The organism is Lewinella sp. LCG006, assembly GCF_040784935.1.
Taxonomy (GTDB): domain Bacteria; phylum Bacteroidota; class Bacteroidia; order Chitinophagales; family Saprospiraceae; genus Lewinella.
The window spans coordinates 3,219,372-3,236,606 of sequence record NZ_CP160680.1; the positions used below are offsets into that span (position 1 = coordinate 3,219,372).

The 17,235-nt window shown below is 48.3% G+C and carries 11 protein-coding genes; 7 read left to right on the forward strand and 4 right to left on the reverse strand.

All coding sequences use genetic code 11. The features are described from left to right. The first annotated feature begins 374 nt into the window (after window positions 1–374). From AB0L18_RS11530 to AB0L18_RS11555, 6 genes are all read left to right on the forward strand, one after another. Window positions 375–2,555, forward strand: a complete 2,181-nt coding sequence (locus AB0L18_RS11530) for a hypothetical protein (protein WP_367392739.1) — start codon at window positions 375–377, stop codon at window positions 2,553–2,555. A 146-nt stretch (window positions 2,556–2,701) separates the two neighbouring features. Further along, window positions 2,702–5,602 (forward strand): response regulator, encoded by a 2,901-nt coding sequence (locus AB0L18_RS11535; protein ID WP_367392740.1) that lies wholly within the window; start codon window positions 2,702–2,704, stop codon window positions 5,600–5,602. A 161-nt stretch (window positions 5,603–5,763) separates the two neighbouring features. Beyond that, a complete protein-coding gene (locus tag AB0L18_RS11540) occupies window positions 5,764–6,240 on the forward strand; it encodes an SgcJ/EcaC family oxidoreductase (protein ID WP_367392741.1) in 477 nt (158 codons plus the stop codon). Window positions 6,241–6,264: 24 nt separating this feature from the next. Further along, the gene (locus AB0L18_RS11545; protein ID WP_367392742.1) at window positions 6,265–7,227 is read left to right on the forward strand and encodes a cytochrome c; all 963 of its coding nucleotides are present in this window, start codon (window positions 6,265–6,267) and stop codon (window positions 7,225–7,227) included. A gap of 176 nt (window positions 7,228–7,403) precedes the next feature. Beyond that, a complete protein-coding gene (locus AB0L18_RS11550) occupies window positions 7,404–8,450 on the forward strand; it encodes a succinylglutamate desuccinylase/aspartoacylase family protein (RefSeq protein WP_367392743.1) in 1,047 nt (348 codons plus the stop codon). A gap of 31 nt (window positions 8,451–8,481) precedes the next feature. Further along, window positions 8,482–9,138, forward strand: coding sequence for a right-handed parallel beta-helix repeat-containing protein (locus AB0L18_RS11555; RefSeq protein ID WP_367392744.1), 657 nt, complete (start codon window positions 8,482–8,484; stop codon window positions 9,136–9,138). 37 nt (window positions 9,139–9,175) lie between these two features. Here AB0L18_RS11555 and AB0L18_RS11560 read toward each other — a convergent pair whose 3' ends face one another. From AB0L18_RS11560 to AB0L18_RS11570, 3 genes are all read right to left on the reverse strand, one after another. Then, the gene (locus AB0L18_RS11560; RefSeq protein ID WP_367392745.1) at window positions 9,176–10,318 is read right to left on the reverse strand and encodes a DUF819 family protein; all 1,143 of its coding nucleotides are present in this window, start codon (window positions 10,316–10,318) and stop codon (window positions 9,176–9,178) included. Window positions 10,319–10,324: 6 nt separating this feature from the next. Further along, complete coding sequence (locus tag AB0L18_RS11565; protein WP_367392746.1) at window positions 10,325–11,212, reverse strand: dienelactone hydrolase family protein; 888 nt, start codon at window positions 11,210–11,212, stop codon at window positions 10,325–10,327. A 63-nt stretch (window positions 11,213–11,275) separates the two neighbouring features. Beyond that, window positions 11,276–12,685, reverse strand: a complete 1,410-nt coding sequence (locus tag AB0L18_RS11570) for a hypothetical protein (protein ID WP_367392747.1) — start codon at window positions 12,683–12,685, stop codon at window positions 11,276–11,278. Between the two features lie 177 nt (window positions 12,686–12,862). Here AB0L18_RS11570 and AB0L18_RS11575 point away from each other — a divergent pair, with 177 nt between their 5' ends. Beyond that, window positions 12,863–15,844, forward strand: a complete 2,982-nt coding sequence (locus AB0L18_RS11575; RefSeq protein ID WP_367392748.1) for a T9SS type A sorting domain-containing protein — start codon at window positions 12,863–12,865, stop codon at window positions 15,842–15,844. Window positions 15,845–16,114: 270 nt separating this feature from the next. On the opposite strand, the gene AB0L18_RS11580 is transcribed toward AB0L18_RS11575, so the two are convergent. After that, the gene (locus AB0L18_RS11580) at window positions 16,115–17,071 is read right to left on the reverse strand and encodes a fatty acid desaturase family protein (RefSeq protein ID WP_367392749.1); all 957 of its coding nucleotides are present in this window, start codon (window positions 17,069–17,071) and stop codon (window positions 16,115–16,117) included. Between the last annotated feature and the right edge of the window lie 164 nt (window positions 17,072–17,235).

Sequence of the window (17,235 nt, forward strand, 5' to 3'; positions counted from 1 at the left end):
GGAAGCCAAGAACATGAAGACTTAATCAGAGAAGCCATAAAGCAAAAGGTACTATAGAATCCGCCAGTGAGCCAAGTGCTTAAAGAAAGCAAAATAAAAACACACCGATCGGTAACGCTCCCTCCTTCACGGGTATAAAAGGGTACTATTAACAACTGTAGTACTCCTGGTTTATAAGCTGTTATCACAGAAGTAGTAGCGGTTTTTTAAAAATCCTCCGTGCCTCACGGGCAGGCAGGAACACCAAAATGCACAAAAATATATTCCGTGCTATTTTGTGCTTTAGTGCCTTCGTGGCTAAAAAACGCTGTGCCTCCGCGTCCCTGTGGCTAATAAAACCAAGGAATACTACAACACCTTAAAACCCAAAAACCATGGCTAAGAAACCTGTAGCTAAGGACGACTCCCGTGTAGAGTTGCCCGAAGGATTGATCGCGTTGGCGTATAACCGGGATGGCCACTTGCTGGCCCGTACCCAACCCAAAGGCGATAAACTTTATTTTAATTTGGAGCCCGAAGAACTGCGGTATGCGCGGGTCTTTGTGATGCCGGAACCGCCTAAAGGGCTGGAACCTAAAAGCTTGGCTGCCGCCGAGCGCCTGCAAGCTTACGAGCCCACCATTCGGCTGGGTAAAAAGAACGAAATCGATATTTCGCGTATCCCTGATCAGCTGGTTCAGCGCTGGTGGTGGTACCGCTGCTGTACGCAGGGTCGCGTGACCAAGCGCTTCCTGATCGACGGCAGCTGGCAGGATATGCCCCTGTGCAATGCCCTCGTGCACATCTGTGAGGTAGACCCCTTCCTGCGGCTGGTACCGCTGGTGCCCGACCATATTCTGGATCGTTTCCGCGATATTTTGCTAGAACGCATCCCTATCCCTATTCCAGACCCCCTTCCTGATCCTCCTATTTTTGGAGAGCAACCTTTGCCACTGCCGCCGCGTCCGTTTGCGCGTATGGCTGCGCAGGAATTACGTTCCATCGGAGGGCAGCCCATTCAGCAACAAGCTGCTAGTTTGGCCACGATTAACTTGCCACAAGAAGTACGTTTGCAACTGAACAACGCCAGTGCTGAACAAATGCGCAAGTTGATCATTGACCAACGCTTGGTATTCATGCCGTACCTGTGCTTGTGGCCCATGTTTTGGCCCTGGTTCTATCGCTGTGATGAAATTACGACGGTGCGCACCGATTTTAATGGTCGCTTTGAGGCCTGTTTCTGGCGGCAGATATTGGAAGAAAAAGCCGACCTCTACTTCTGGGTCGAGTACGAAATCCACGGCGAGCTCACCACCGTCTACAAGCCGCCCATTCCTTGCTATACACATTGGAATTACGAATGTGGCAAAGAAGTGAATATCCGGGTGACCGACCCACGCGTACCCATGGGCTGCTTTGAGCCACTGGCTGGAGAAATAGCCTGGGTGAAGACCATCGGTTGGGGCGCACAAGTGAGCCACATTGAGCAACAGTTGGGAGCAAGTATTTCTCAGCAAGGCAAGACCTTCCGTACGGCGGGCCTGACGCGTTATGCCACCAGTAGCCTGGGATACGGATTGGCGAACAAGCATGTACGCCCATTTGCCAGCAACCTCGCCTTGGTAGTGCAGTTTGGCAGCGGCTTCCCTAGTGGTAACGTCACCCACTACCTTTGGTCGTACCGCAAGACGCACAACGACAAGCTCATCGCAGCTTCGGCTTCCGAGCAGCAGTGGGCACCACTGGATACCCGTGCCATCAGTAAGGCTTATACCATAGAGGTGACCAGCGGTGTGATTACGACTTTCCAAACGCAGCACTTCCCACTTGGGCCATTCCCGATTGGGAGTGTGCAGGGCTACAAGATTCCACCCGTTTCACCGAAAGGTGCCAACGTAGCCAACAACCCAACGGCGGAATGGGACCAAAATACGGTGACCATGATCGTAGATACCACCTCGCTGAGGGGCGATGGCCTCTACGAGTTCAAGCTCGAGTTCTTCAACGCAGCCGGTGTACGCCAAAATGTAGCTGATGCCGTGAATCAAATCTCGAATCCGACGAATACCGGGCAGTCCCAACCTGCTGGTAGTACTTATCTTTTATCCGCTGGAGAGGACAGTTTCCGGCCCTTCCGGATGAAAGTGCGGGTAGATAACCAGAAAAGTACCGCTACGATCTACAATGTAGAGGTGGATGGGCGAGCTTCGTCTACCGAGTGTGGTTTTGTAAAATACAACGACAAAGCCAGCTCTGATGTCAACTTCCGAATTCGGGCGAGCCACCCCAATGATTTTGCCACCTTTAGTTTCAATGTGGCACGAGGCAACAGCAGCGACCCACTGGCCAGCGCCGACACCGGAGGGATGGTTATTGGTTCTACCAGCAACTACACCCTGGGAACGGATGATATTTACCGCAATAAAGTCAAGGTAGCCACCCTGTTGGGTACTTGCCCAGACAAGGCCGCTTTCGCGGAACATCTCCATGTAGATGGGCTGCATACCAACGGTACTTCCATCCTGAACAGCTTTGATGCTTCAGACTTGGCCGCATTTGCGCTGGAGCCGGTGTAGGTTTTTAGCTGCGTAAGCACGGTTTTTTACCACATAGTCATATCGTTTCTTAACTCATATGGCTATGTGGTATTAAACCTGTTGAATAGTTTGAGGATTAACGTAAATTAGTAGGTGGCGCATTGCTGAAGACGAACACTTACGTTATGAAAACACCTGTCCTGCTACTTTTAATGGGGAGTTTTAACCTATTTCTGACGGATGACCTGATCGCTCAGACTAACTATCGTGATAGCCTGTTGCAAGAGCTGACGACGGAGAAGGATGCTGAAACCCGTATTTGGTTAAAGTTGAGCCTGGCACGTGAGTACGATATGCGCGACACTTCGTTGCAAATCGCGAATGAGATCATGGCGGAATCCCAAGCTATAGGATTCCTGAAAGGAGAAGCCTTTGCTCACGAAATCCGGAGTTATGCTTACTACAATATGGATCGAATGGCGGAGTCTTTGATCGAAGACAGTATGCATATTTTAGTGCAGCAGCAGTTGGGGAATACCTTTGCTGTGGGAGCGATTCATCATAACATGGGAGCGACGTACACGACGATGCGTAAGTTGGACCAAGCGATTGTGCATTTGCTGAAGGCCGTAGAAGTACTAAAAGCGGAAGAAAGTTATGACTGGCTGGCCCGTGTGTACAATGACCTGGGGGAAGCATTTGACCTGAGTGAGCAACCCGAGCAAGCCCTTTTTTACTTGAGAGAAGGTTTGGCTTTGCGCAAAAAACATATTGACCCCTCGGAGTGGCATTATGCCTATACCGACCTGGGGAATTTTTTTTCTACCAATGACCAATTAGACAGTGCCTTGTTTTACCATCAGCTAGCGCTGGAAAGTGCGCAGTTGGGAGAGGATGATGCAAGTGCAGCAATTGCTTATCAGAACATGGGCAATGCACTGCTGATTGCCGGAAAAAATGAAGCAGCAGTTCCCTACCTACTCAAAGCCAATACGTATTTTGAAGACACAGACCGTATCCAGTATCTAGCTCCGAATTACAATGCTATCGGAGAGACCTACCTCAATCTAGGGCGCTATACAGAAGCTATTGATTACCTCAATCGTAGTCTGGAAATGACGCGCGAAAATGGCCCACTGAACCTGGCCCAAGATGCTCATGGAATATTAGCTCGACTCTTTGAGCAACAAAATGATTATCAGCAGGCCTACTTTCATTTGCAACAGCAAAAAATACTGCAAGACAGCCTGCTACAGGAGCAAAACCTGGAGGTGATTGCTGGCTTGGAACGGAAGTACCAAAATGAACAACAAAAGGCGCAGCTGGCCGAACAGGCACTTGAATTGAATCGGCAAAGCCGCTTGCGGAACTATACACTGTTGGGAGCTGCGCTTTTCGCGCTGGCGCTGACGAGTATCTTTCAATTCGTCCGTAGTCGGCAGAAAAGCCGTGTCCGGGAGGCTGCTTTGGAAGCTCAACTGGAGCGCGCTGAGGCCGATAAATTGAGGAGCTTGGATCAATTGAAATCCACCTTTTTCGCCAACATCAGCCACGAGTTTCGCACGCCGCTGACGCTCATTCTTGGCCCTGTACAGCAGGCCCTTGAAGGAATTAATAGACGACTTGACGTGGAGGTGCCAGAGGAAGTAACGATGAAAACCCGCTACCTGCAATTGATCGAACGGAGTACACAACGCTTGTTGTTGCTGGTCAATCAGCTGCTGGATTTATCTAGAATTGATGGCGGTCAGCTACAGCTACATTTGCAGCAGGGGGACTTGTTGCCGCTACTGCGGGCGCTCGTTTATTCTTTTGAAAGTTTGGCCGAAAGGCAGCAGATTGATTATGAAATAAGCTTTCCTGAACAGCTGCCACAAGCAGTTTTTGATCGCGATAAATGGGAGAAAATATTGGTCAACCTGCTCTCCAATGCCTTTAAGTTTACGCCAGAGGGAGGGCGAGTAACCTTTCAGGCGGAAGCCAAAGTCGAGGGCTTGCAAATGCGGATTGCTGATTCCGGACCAGGGATCAAAGCCGCTGATCTTGATCGTATTTTTGATCGTTTTTATCAGGTAGAAGGAACGGAAGCACGCGGGACGGGTATCGGATTGGCTCTGGTGCAAGAGCTGGTCATAATGCTGGACGGGCAAATAAAAGTAGAGAGTGAAGAGGGCAAGGGAACAACCTTTATCCTGCTATTACCTTTCCTGCCGGAGCATTTTTCGCAATTGGATACGGCAGCACTGGAGGAGGATTCAACCGAAGCAGTGCCGCTAGCACTTCCTGGGTTTCCGTCTCCAGCCGCTAGTGGCGCTATTGCCGAAGGTGTAGATGATGAAGTGCCCACTGTTTTGATTGTAGAAGACAATGTAGACCTACGAAATTATATTGCGGAACAACTGGGAGCCAGTTACCACATTATCACCGCTGAAAATGGGCAGGTAGGCCTTGAATTGGCCATCGAAAACACCCCAGATCTCATCGTGAGCGATGTGATGATGCCCAAAATGGATGGCTTTGAATTGTGTGAAACCCTGAAGTCCGACGAGCGGACGAGCCACATCCCGGTTATCCTCCTTACCGCCAAAGCGGGCCAAGACCATAAGCTGGCCGGGCTGGAAACGGGTGCTGATGAGTACCTGACCAAACCCTTTGATGGACGTGAGCTACAGCTGCGGGTACAGAACCTGATCCGTCAGCGTGCACAACTCCGCGAGCGCTATAGCCGAACCATGGTATTACAACCCAGCGAAGTAGCGGTTACTTCTGCTGATGAGCAATTTATTCAAAAAGTTCAAGCTGCCATTGAAGCCAATATCGATAATGAGCAGTTTTCGGTGGAAGACCTGGCAGATGCGGTCGCTTTTAGCCGCAGCCAACTACACCGCAAGCTGAAAGCCCTCACGGATCAATCACCCACGGTGATCATCCGCAATTTTCGTCTCCAAAGAGCAAAAAGTCTCCTGGAGCAGGGCGGGGGTACCGTTTCGGAAATTGCCCTGGCAGTGGGCTTTGGGAACTTCTCTTATTTTTCTAAAACCTTTAAGGCTGCTTTTGGGGTCTTGCCCAGTGAGGTGGCACCGTAGTGTTTCCTACTACTTATGGGGGCAGTCTCAAATGGTAGTGAGTGATTTAAGAGCCTGTTGCGACAAATGAGTCAAGATTTGCGACGAGGCTGTTAGCGCTTGCCTTGGTGCCTGCCTCATCTTTGTGGTGTTCTTTTTTATTAACCTAAAATCAATTTATCATGAAGAACATCATTGTTTTTACGCTCGTCTTTTGCACTTCTCTTTTTACTGGTTTATTCGCACAGCAGAGCGATCCCGCAGTAGCGACGGTTCGCGAAGCTATTACTACTTTCTTTGCGTACGATGCCGAGGCTTACGGGAGTTTCTTCGCAGAAGATGGAGAGCTGGTTAACCCCTACGGCATGCGAATGAAAGGCCGGGCAGAGATGATCACGCTACATAGTGGTTATTTCAAAAGTCTGGAAGGCCAAACGGGACACGCCGCTTTTGCGGAAGAAAAGGTGCAGTACCTCAGTCCTGCCATTGCGACCGTGACGATAAATGTTGATGCCAACAGTACGAATGCCATGGGTACGGAAGTAAGTGCTTTTAAAGGTGTAGCGACAGCGACCCTTAAGAAGAGCGGAAACAAGTGGGTCATTCATCTTTTTCAGGTAACGCCAATCGTTTCTTTTGCCCCGCCCACCGAGGGGTAATCTCTTCACCCAAATGCCATTTTTATGTCTAAGCTAATCAAAATACTGCTGTGGGTAGTAGGTGGTGTGGCTGTGCTTATGGCCCTGGTTGCAACCTACAATACTTTGGCCCCTCTTCCGGTGCACGAAGTTCGGTTACCCGAAAACGTTACGATCCCTTACGGTGATTCACTCGCCCTGGCGGAGGGTGCCCGGATCGTATCCATGAGTTGCACGCTTTGTCATCGTAATCAGGACGGCAACCTGGCGGGGCGGCCTCTGCCGGAGAAGGATTTCGGAGACGTCTACATCGCCAATCTGACCAACCACCCGGAGGCGGGACTGGGAAAGTATACCGACGAAGAGTTGGTTCACATTATCCGCACGGGGATTCGGCCCAATGGCTCGCAGTTGGTGCCGATCATGCCTCAGTTTTTCAGGATGTCAGATGAAGACCTCTACCGTGTGATTGCGTACCTGCGCTCGGATGCCCCCATGGTGCAGCCGGTAGAGAAGTACTGGCCCGACAATAAGTTGAACTTTATCGGAAAGGCATTGACGAGATGGGTGTTTAAACCTGCACCGATGCCCACTGGTCCGGTAGCCCCTCCTCCGTCGGACGATCTGGTTGCTCAGGGCGAATACCTGGCAAATGCCGTGTACAGTTGCTACCAGTGTCACTCGGCGTCTTTCGAGACGAATAATGACCATGAGCCTTCGCTTTCTCAAGGGTATTATGGTGGAGGTAACCCCGTGGGAGGCTTGGCTGGGGCATTGACCATCTCCGCCAACCTGACCATGCACCCCGAGCATGGACTGGGAGCATGGACCGTGGAGGATTTTGGCAAAGCCATCCGGGAAGCACGCCGGCCCGATGGACGGATGCTATCCCCAACCATGCCACCCTTCACCTCGCTCACCGATGATGAGGTCGCAGCGATCTGGGCTTTTCTGCAAACGGTACCGATACAGGACAATGATGCACGGGCAGCCTTGGCACAGCAATGATGGGTTTGCTGGTTTTTAGCTGAAAAGCAAATAACACCCCCTTCCGTATTTCAATAATATGGAGGGGTGTTCTTTTTTTTAAATAGGGATACTAGACTATCTTCATTCCAGGAAATGAATCTGTAAGTGTTACTTGAAAAAAACAAGCTGAGCCGTCATAAAGTAAACCAAGAATTATGAAAAGGTATATGTTATTGCTACTGTATGTCGTTTGTCAATTTGGCGTTTTACACAGCCAAAGCGATATCCAAATCATCACTGAGCTGGACCTCAGCGCCGCCCCCGCTGGTAAGATTAGCAAATACTACCTCCATTTGGTAGATAATGGCCTGGGCCAACCCGTGTACGTGCCCATTATGGTGGCGAAAGGTAGGGAAGAAGGGCCGGTATTAGGACTGACTGCCGCTATTCACGGCAATGAATTGAATGGCATTCCGATCATCCAGGAGGTGTTTCAACAGTTGGATTTGGAGAGCTTGCGGGGCACGGTCGTTGGTGTTCCCGGTCTCAATGTCATCAGTCTGAACCTGGACAGTCGCCGCTTTGTGGATGATGAAGACCTGAACCGCGCCTTTCCGGGCAAGGAGAACGGGAACCGTAGTGAACAGTATGCTTTTCGCATCTTCGACAAAATTGTCCGGCACTTCGATTACCAAATTGACATGCACACCGCCAGTTTTGGTCGCATCAACAGCTTGTATGTTCGCGCAGACATGGCGGATGAAAAGATGGCCAAGATGGCTGTTTTGCAGGATGCTGATATTATTCTGGATAACAAAGGTATTCCGTCGGCAGGAGCAAGTGCGAGTAGCCCTCGTACCTTACGCGCCGAAGCTGTCTTGAATGGTATTCCTACCATCACCGTAGAATACGGAGATCCCCAAGTCTATCAGCCCGAGATGACACAGCGAGGAGTGGTCGGGGTGTTCAATACTTTGCAGTGGTTGGAGATGGTTCCTCCTGCTAATAAACGTCTACCGGAAGCGGCCGTTTGGTGTAAAAAGTCCTACTGGGTTTATACCACCCAAGGAGGGCTGCTGGACATTCCCGTGGAATTGAAACAGCAAGTAGCAAAAGGGCAAGTGATCGGTGTCCTGAAAAATGCTTTTGGAGATGTAATCGATACCTATTACGCCCCAGAGGCGGGTATTGTGATTGGCAAAAGCACCAATCCGGTGAATATGACGGGCGGGCGAATCATTCATCTGGGGATCTTGAAGTAAAAGTTTACCTTGCCGGAAATATCCAATTGTTATGAAAAAAATAGTTCTTTTCATTGCCCTTGCTTCTTTGTTGGCTGCTTCTTGTGGAAGTGCGGGTTTACTGGTGACGGATGATTTATCCAGGTCCTTAAATGCGCTCAGCTCTGGTGCTTCGGTGAAACTAAAGCAAGGAAATTACCTGCTGGACGAAACAGTATTACTGAACGGAAAACAGGATATTACCATCGATGGAAACGGTTCGACGCTTACCGTGAATTCGCTTTCGGACCATGTGATTCATGTGGCCAATTGCAGTAATATTCGATTGATCAATTTCAAAGCTACCCACATTGAGCCATCGGGCCCAGTAGGTTGTACAGGCAATGTTTTGTTGCTGGAAAACAGCTCTGATGTATTGGTAGAAGGCTGTGATCTGAACGGTAGTGGCATCGTAGGTATCGCTTCTTACAATGTAGATAATCTGCGTGTGTTGAATAATTTCATTCACGAAAATAGTGAATACAGCATCATCTATCAAGGCCCTTCTCTGCTGCTGGACGGGAACATCTTTGAAGAAAACGGTAATGGCAACGTCATCTACTTTAGCTATGTGGAAAAAGACGGAATGATGGGTTGGCCTCCTGATGAGCAGATTACTACGGATACTCAATTACAGGGCTTGGTAATGCGGAACAATCTATTCAAGTAGGGGAGTGCTTTTACCACATAGTCACTTGAGTTAAAAATCACCCTCCCATCCACCGGAAAAGGAAAATAGTGAGCAAGCCCCAGGTGGTACCACTGACCATGCTGAGAATAGCCAATACAATGGCGTGGGGCATCCACTCTTCGTTGTAAGCAGCGGTGACGGCAGGAGCAGTAGAAATTCCTCCCAGGTTGGCCATGCTGGCAATGGGCACCCAGGCCATATGGAGCTTGAGGGCTTTTGCGGTAAGCATCATAAAAAGATAATGCAAAAGGAGCCAGATGACCACCAGTCCAATAATTGATAGCGGCAGCGAAAAACCCCCAAAGTTGAGCTTTAAGCCAAGGATGGCCATGATCAGGATGATGAGTATGCCACCTGCTTTCAGAACAAGGCCGTGATTCCATATCCGCACAAAGTTGCCCAAGAGCAGGCCCACTACAGATAGTACTACAATTTTCCAGAGAAACGCTTTCACAAGAAAGGTGGTAGCCAACATCACCAACAGGCAAATCATTGACGTCATTAAAATACTGTTGCGGTTACTTGTCCCCAGATCTACCTCATCAGGGACAAAATCCTGGATTTGATCTTCTATGCCAAAAAAGACATTGAATTGATCACTGCGCTTGATCATCTGAAACATGAGGATGGTCCAGATATTGACGAGTACATTGTCTAGCACCAGGATAGCGAGGAAGAGGCCTTCGGGACATTCTACGACTTCTTTGAGTACCAACTGGCTAGTGCTTCCCCCAATCCAGCCACCTACAATAGGAACGAGGCCTTTCCAGTACTGTTCCGTGAGGACGAGTTGGGTCCATTGATCAGAAAAAAGGCTGGATAACAATACCAACAAAGGGGCGAGTATGGCAATCACCAACGAACCGATTACAAAGAGGAGTACGGGGCGTAAGCCAATGATTTTGAGTTGCCGAAAGGAAAGCGCACTCATGACAAAAAGAATAGCAAGCGGAATAATAAACTCCTTGCTCCATTGGTGTATTTGTACACTAGCCAGATCCAGGTCGAAAAGGTGCGTAATAGAAGCCGGAATGACGTAGGCAAAAAGGATGGCCGGAAACCATTCCAACAGCTTTTTGATCGGAGCAGATGTCTGCCGATCGAGCCAAAACACAGCAGCGACAGTAACGGTGACAATCAGGAGAGATATCGTTAGCATAGGGGCTTATTGCAGGTGCTCCCGAAAGAAATCGATGGTCCGTGTCCAAGCCAATTCTGCTGCGGGTTTGTCGTAGCGAGGGGTTGTGTCGTTGTGGAAACCGTGATTGACGCCGGGATAGATATAGCCCTCGTATGTTTTTCCATGTTCTTTAAGGGCAGCCTCGTAGGCAGGCCATCCAGCGTTGACGCGCTCATCCAATTCACCAAAATGAAGCAATAGTGCTGCTTGTATTTTTGGTACATCTTCCGCATCCGGTTGGCTTCCGTAGAAGGGGACTGCTGCGGGCATGTCGGGTAAGCGGACTGCCATCATGTTGGATATCCAGCCGCCAAAGCAAAAACCGACTACGCCTACTTTACCATTACATTCAGGATGTTCTTTGAGATAGTGATAAGCAGCGATAAAGTCTTCGAGCATCTCCTGGCGATCACGTTGCCGTTGGAGGGTACGACCATCGTCATCGTTGCCAGGATAGCCGCCCAGCGGCGTCAGCGCATCAGGCCCCAAGGCAATGAAGCCTGCTAGCCCCGCCCTGCGGGTAACATCTTCGATATGAGGATTGAGGCCGCGATTCTCATGCACCACGATGATGCCCGGTAGCTTTTCGGCGTTTTCTGCCGGGCGACTGAGTAAACCTTTGATGCTGCCACCACCTTCAGGTGAGTCGTAGTGGATATACTCCGAATTTAAGCGCGGATCATTGGCCGGTACCTGCAGCTTGCTTTCGTACTTAGGCATCAAGTAGTTCAGCAAGCTCGCAACGGTAAGTCCACCGACGGCGTAGATGGATAATTGCTCAACAAAAGTGCGCCGATCTATTTTGTTGTGTGCGTACTGGTCGTAGAGGTCAAATACTTCCTGACTTACTTCCTTTTTGTTGAGCTTTTTCATCTTACTTTTAGGTTTACTTGTGCAATAGCTCCCCAATATACAAAGGAGGTTTCGAAATAAGCCTTACATTTTTTCCAGTTTACGAAGGAGCCACTTTCGTTCTGACAGGATTTCTTCTTGTAAAATCATCTCTTTCACTTTTTCCGTCTCTTGATTATCGTAGGGATTACTGGTAATCAACTTACGGGTATAGGAAATAATGTTCTGAAAATTTTTTCGGTGATAGTCACTTACTTCTCTTCTGCGGATAAATAGCCGGAAGCTGTCAAGGTGGGATTCTAGAAGATTGAATTCTCCGGCTTCGTAATAAATTTTAAGCTGAATAGTTTTAGCAATCAGTTGATTGACTAAATCTTTAGGGTTGGCTGCTTGGAGGTGTGTCAGTGCTTTATCATAGTTTTTTTGACCGTACTCTAATCGGGCCAGGTTAAAATAAACGGTGCTTTCTTTGTAATCCTCGGGCAGGTAGCTTTTATAGCTTTCAATAAATTGCGCCACGGGGAGAAACTCCTCCAACCGCAATCCAAAACCAACAATATTGTCAAAAGTGAATCGTGACAACTGGTGATTTTCAATGAAAAAGCCTTTGAGGAGCCCTTCCTGGTATAGTTCCCAACCTTCACGAGTAAATTCAAGACTGCCTTCATTGAGCTTTCTGATACAAAAATTAATAGCGGCACGGTACAGGTCTTTGAGTTCTGCTTGTGGAAATTGAGCGTAATGGATGAGAAGGTGCTCTCGGAACTTACGGAAGTAGGCTTGGCTATAAGCTTCGGTTAAGAAGCGATAACAGTAATAATACAAGGCAATTGCAGGAATATCCAGGTAAGAGCTATCTTCTAGCTGATCAATCCAGCCCTGTAGTAAGCCAAACTGATAGTCGGTTTGATAGACGGCCCGATGTGATAGTTGTGAACAAACGTGACGGAGTTTTTGAGCGAGGTAGAGCACATCCATTGTATCACCAATTTCTTGTAGATTAAGGTGCCCTGTCCTTTGTTGGGTAGATTGAAACTTGCTGGTTTCCAGTTGGAACTTTAGTTGATTTTGAAAGAAGTCTGCATTTCGATAGGGCTGCTGGCCTTGTTTTCGGTCTGCTTTTTTTATAGTCCTACTATAATGTTTAGGAAGGTTTCGTTGACGATAAAATCCGGCTAGAGCAAGATGGCTGGATACCTCATCTGCCGTCGCTGTATTCCAGGTCAGGTACTTTTCAATGATGAGGTGCAGGTCGCTCATCAGGCTTCTTAGTAGTTGATCATCATAGGGCTGATTGCCAAAAACAGTTTGGAACAAGAGCTCCTTCCCAGGGAGTGGTTTGCCCTGGTAGCAAAAATCGGCTAGGGTGTTGAAGAGCAATGGGATATCCTGCCGGTGGGTTACGTAAGGCGATCGCACCAGTTTTTTGATCTCGCGGAGCTCTGGTTTACTTAGTTTTTCCAATAATTGGTATAAAAGAGGAGGAGATGTCATTTTTTATTTCCACGAATAAATTAAAATGAGGTGCTATTTTATGGGGTTTTAGTCTTAAATATAGAAAAATAATTTCCACAAATGGCATTATTTGATCTTGTGTTTCCGCACTTCATCGGTGACCTTTGTCAGGAACGTATTACGAAAGAACAGATCCAAAAGATAAAACAGAACATAATGATGAAAACTAATCTCCCCTTTTTCTCTCTGACCAAAGTTGTGTTCTCCTGCTTATTACTTCTTGCAGCTACAGCGGCAGTAAGTGCGCAAGGTTGGCAAACGTGGTTTTATTTTGGTAGTGGTGGCGATATTGCGAAGAACGATATTGTCGACGTTATTGGCTATACCGATAACCTGGCGATTGTAGTGGCTCAAGCTACAAATGGCGTGGCAGAGGCTTCTTTTACCCTCTATACGGTTGCGGGCGACGAGAATCTAGTGTCTGGTCAATCGGCTGTTCAACTACCGACAGGAGAGGATGACGAGTGGGATTACTTTCCTATTGCGGGAGTCACCAACACCGCTGATACGGTCTACGTGTTAGTGGAACGAAACGACGAACTTGCGGCGGCCCAGACACTTTATTTAGTGAAGATGGTACGTGTCGCTGGGGCAGTTGGTTACGTAATGGATTGGCACAAGCCGCTTTACGATCTTTTCCCAGACTATGTGTTTGGTGCTTCTTTGATAAAAACCAACGATGGGCAAATCATGGCCTTAGGTACCGTCACCAGTGATGTGACACCAGGTGATGATGGTACAGATCTACTGATGGTGAAAGTAGATTACGAAGGCAATATTTTGTGGTCTAATATCCAGATGACGCTCGGCGGCGACAACGCTGTACAAGCCATTCCAGCAGCGGACGGTGGCTATTGGATATTAAAAGAAAATACGGTGTTTTTACCCGTACCAGTAACAACAAGCTGGTTGGTCAAAACCGATGAGTTTGGGGAAACTGTTTCCGAAACGATGTTGGCGGATACCGAAGGCGATGATGCGCAAGATATGATCCTTACAGCGGACGGTGGCTTCGCCATTTGCGGACAAACCGCTGACGAATCACTTTATGTGCTCAAAATCGATGCTGCCGGGAATACGCTCTGGCGACAAAATTATACCTCCAATAGCTACACCGCTGAGGGACTAGGCATTATCGAGGATACACAAGAAAATCTGGTGGTTTCTGGTAGCTTGACCTACTTCAGTAATAACGTGAAGAACGCCTTCATTGTAAAGCTACAAAGCGATGGCACGCCACTGTGGGAACGCGACTACCCTCGTAGCGGCAACGCAGCGGGTTTTGCAGCAGATGTGTTCAATGATCTTACCCTGACCCCCGCAGGGCATTACCTGATGGGTGGCGCACGCTTTTCAGGAATGAACCCAGGGACGACTTTTGCTTATTTTGTAAAGACCGACACTTTCGGAATTATTAAGGGGGGCAATATTCGTGGTAATGTTTTTCATGATCTGGATCTAGATTGTACCGCGGGCGCCGATGATTTGAACCTAGAAGACTGGGTTGTACAAGTCAGTAATGATAGCCTCAATTTTTTTGGAAATACGGATGCACAAGGAAATTACGCAATCCCCGTCTTTGTTACCAATGGCGATCCTGTAGACTATACCGTTTCCATTACGCCGCTTAGTAGTTACTGGGAGCCTTGTGTGAATGATATCCCCGTTACGGTCAATTACCTGGATACGCTGACTGTTGATTTCGCACTTCAGGCGGTGGTGGAATGCTCCTTGGTAGAAACACACATAAGTAGTACCAATTTCCGACCCTGCGATACGACGGAAATTGAGATTGACTATTGCAATATTGGGACGATTAGCTCCGAAGATGCCTACATAGAGGTAGAACTCAATGATGACCTTACCTTTATTACCGCTACCTCCGTACCTACCCAGGTCATGGGCAATACTTACACTTTTGATCTAGGCGATTTAGCCGTTGATGATTGTGGAAACTTGATGATCACGGCATTATTAGCTTGTGATACGATGCTGTTGGGGCAGGCATCTTGCATTACTGCCCATGTTTATCCAGATACGATTTGTCCTATTCCAGGGGAGAACTGGTCGGGGGCTCTTTTGAATGCCCGCTATACCTGTGCTGATGGCAATATCCAATTTGAGATTAAAAATGTAGGTACACAAAGTATGGCCGCGGATTTGCAATATGTGATTATTGAAGATGCTGTGTTACTAAGAGAGGGTACTTACAATTTAGATCCGGATCAAGATATGTTCCCTGATGTGGTACCGCAAAATGGTTCGACTTATACTTTGATTGCACAGCAAGAACCTGGTGCTCCTGGCGCGGAGTTGATCAGTATTGGTGCGGATGCCTGCCCCAATGAAGGTAGTTCCCTGCTCCATGAGTTTGCGCAATATACGGGGGATCCTTACGCTGTGACTTACTGCCCAATTGTGGTGGGCTCGTATGATCCTAACGACAAGCAGGCCATCCCCGCAGGCTTTGGTGAGGACCACGGCATTTTGGCCAATACCCCAATTAATTATACTATCCGTTTTCAAAATACGGGGACAGATACCGCATTTCGCGTGGTAATCAAGGACGAGCTCTCTCCGTTTTTAGATCCTTCGACCTTTCGGCCTGGGCCTTCCAGCCACCCTTACGAATGGTACTTTGAAGACCAAGCGGTGGTGTTCCGTTTCCCTGGTATTGAACTGCCAGATAGTAGTGCAAACCTAGCGGCTTCCCAGGGCTTCGTAAGTTTTAAAATAGATCAAGATGATCGCCTGCCAGCGGAGACACGTATTGAAAACAGTGCCAGCATTTACTTTGACTTTAATGCGCCCATTGTTACCAATACGGTCTTTCATACAGTGAAAGAATTTATTGACATTGTGAATGAAACCGTGGTGTTGGCTAATCCTTATCTAGCTGTCAACATTGCTCCTAATCCCGTGAAAAATGGTGCTCGAATATGGATAGAAGGACTCCCTTTACAATCCACGAGCTTGCATCTTCAATTGTTTGACGCCAGCGGCAAGCTGCTGAGAACGTTACCTGGAAGCAAAGAAGGCTTTTGGCTACAACGTGGAAACTTGCCTGCCGGCATGTATTTCTTCACCATCAGCGATGAACAAGGCTGGTTGGCAAATGGTAAGCTGGTTGTTCAATAGATAAGAGGGCAGCATCAAATGGGGAAGTTATTCTTCGCCGACCCCTGAAGGTGTCAGTTTTCTAGTGCTCTTTCGTGTGGCGAGCTGATTAACCCTAGGTGCAGTCAGAATTCGATCCGAAATCAGTGCGCAAGGCGTAGCCTGAAGTGCGCCGCATCATAGCTCCATAGCATCGGGTTTCAAGCCTGACGCTATAGAGCATGGAGCAGTGGACTGCCCGGTGCCGATCCCGACTTATGCAGTCGGGAGAAGGTATGACCCCAAAATAGGCTACGCTTTCACTACCGTTTTTTCGCCTAATTCGTTGAGCAAACCACTCAAATACCCTTCCGTGATATGTGCCTTGGCTCGGTACTCTTCTTGTTCCATCAATAGGTGGTGGAGCTTGGGAAGGTTGTAATAAGGTACGCCAGGATAAAGATGGTGCTCTAGGTGATAAGCCACCTGGTGAGGGGCAATCAGGAAGCGCTCAAAGGCATTGGTCTTCACGGTGCGGGTAGACGTCAGCATATCATCGTAGGCCATCTCACCGTAATGCTCGGCTACACTGCGAATGTACTGAAACATGAAAAAGGACGAAAGGTAGGGTACAAACCAAAACATCAGATAGTACAACCAAGTGCCCGTAAGCGTAAGGGTAGTGAACAGTACTGCGTAAAACAACAGCTTGGGCCAGCGCGCTTCTTCTACCGTGTGGGTTTTGGCATCTGGTGCCTGAAAACGCTGCAAGAACCACACCGCATCTTTGATACCTTGGTACAATACCAGATAGGAGAGGAGGGTGCCCATAAATTCCCTTTTGGTCTTAGGAAAGGTAAACGCTGGCTTGCCAAACTTAGCTACCCAATCAGGATCGTGTTCGGTATTGAGGTGCTGATGGTGGCGCAGGTGGTTTTGGCGATAAATGGCGATGGTGGTAAACAAGGGATACATCGTCAGGAGGTTAGAAACCATATCGTTCCAATAACGATTTTTCAGAAACCGGAAATGGGTAGCATCGTGCATCAGGATGGCCAGCGCATGCATCCGTGCACCAATAATGATGACTGCTAAAAGATACGTCAAGGGGTTCAAAAATTGCAGACAGGCATAAATGACCAAGGCAATAACGATCCAGTCGAAGGCCATCCCCAGCGCGTGGCGGTAAGCCTGGGTTTTGAACAAGGGCTTAAACTGCGTTGGGTCAAGCGTGATCTGTAAGTCGTGCTGATGGTGGTGAGCTCCCATGATAAATGCTTTTTTAAGTTTTATTATGACAGCAAGTTCTGGACATTTGGCTCATTTCGAAACACCAGCAATGCTAGAGAACAGGGGGGGCGGGTAATGTGCGCTTTACGTTAGATAAGTGGTAGCTATTCCTTTCTGCCAGGTAAATTCATGAATTTACCGTG

Coding starts and splice junctions, on each gene's coding strand:
- AB0L18_RS11530 (WP_367392739.1), top strand. CDS start 375: ATGGCTAAGAAACCTGTAGCTAAGGACGACTCCCGTGTAGAGTTGCCC.
- AB0L18_RS11535 (WP_367392740.1), top strand. CDS start 2,702: ATGAAAACACCTGTCCTGCTACTTTTAATGGGGAGTTTTAACCTATTT.
- AB0L18_RS11540 (WP_367392741.1), top strand. CDS start 5,764: ATGAAGAACATCATTGTTTTTACGCTCGTCTTTTGCACTTCTCTTTTT.
- AB0L18_RS11545 (WP_367392742.1), top strand. CDS start 6,265: ATGTCTAAGCTAATCAAAATACTGCTGTGGGTAGTAGGTGGTGTGGCT.
- AB0L18_RS11550 (WP_367392743.1), top strand. CDS start 7,404: ATGAAAAGGTATATGTTATTGCTACTGTATGTCGTTTGTCAATTTGGC.
- AB0L18_RS11555 (WP_367392744.1), top strand. CDS start 8,482: ATGAAAAAAATAGTTCTTTTCATTGCCCTTGCTTCTTTGTTGGCTGCT.
- AB0L18_RS11560 (WP_367392745.1), bottom strand. CDS start 10,318: ATGCTAACGATATCTCTCCTGATTGTCACCGTTACTGTCGCTGCTGTG.
- AB0L18_RS11565 (WP_367392746.1), bottom strand. CDS start 11,212: ATGAAAAAGCTCAACAAAAAGGAAGTAAGTCAGGAAGTATTTGACCTC.
- AB0L18_RS11570 (WP_367392747.1), bottom strand. CDS start 12,685: ATGACATCTCCTCCTCTTTTATACCAATTATTGGAAAAACTAAGTAAA.
- AB0L18_RS11575 (WP_367392748.1), top strand. CDS start 12,863: ATGATGAAAACTAATCTCCCCTTTTTCTCTCTGACCAAAGTTGTGTTC.
- AB0L18_RS11580 (WP_367392749.1), bottom strand. CDS start 17,071: ATGGGAGCTCACCACCATCAGCACGACTTACAGATCACGCTTGACCCA.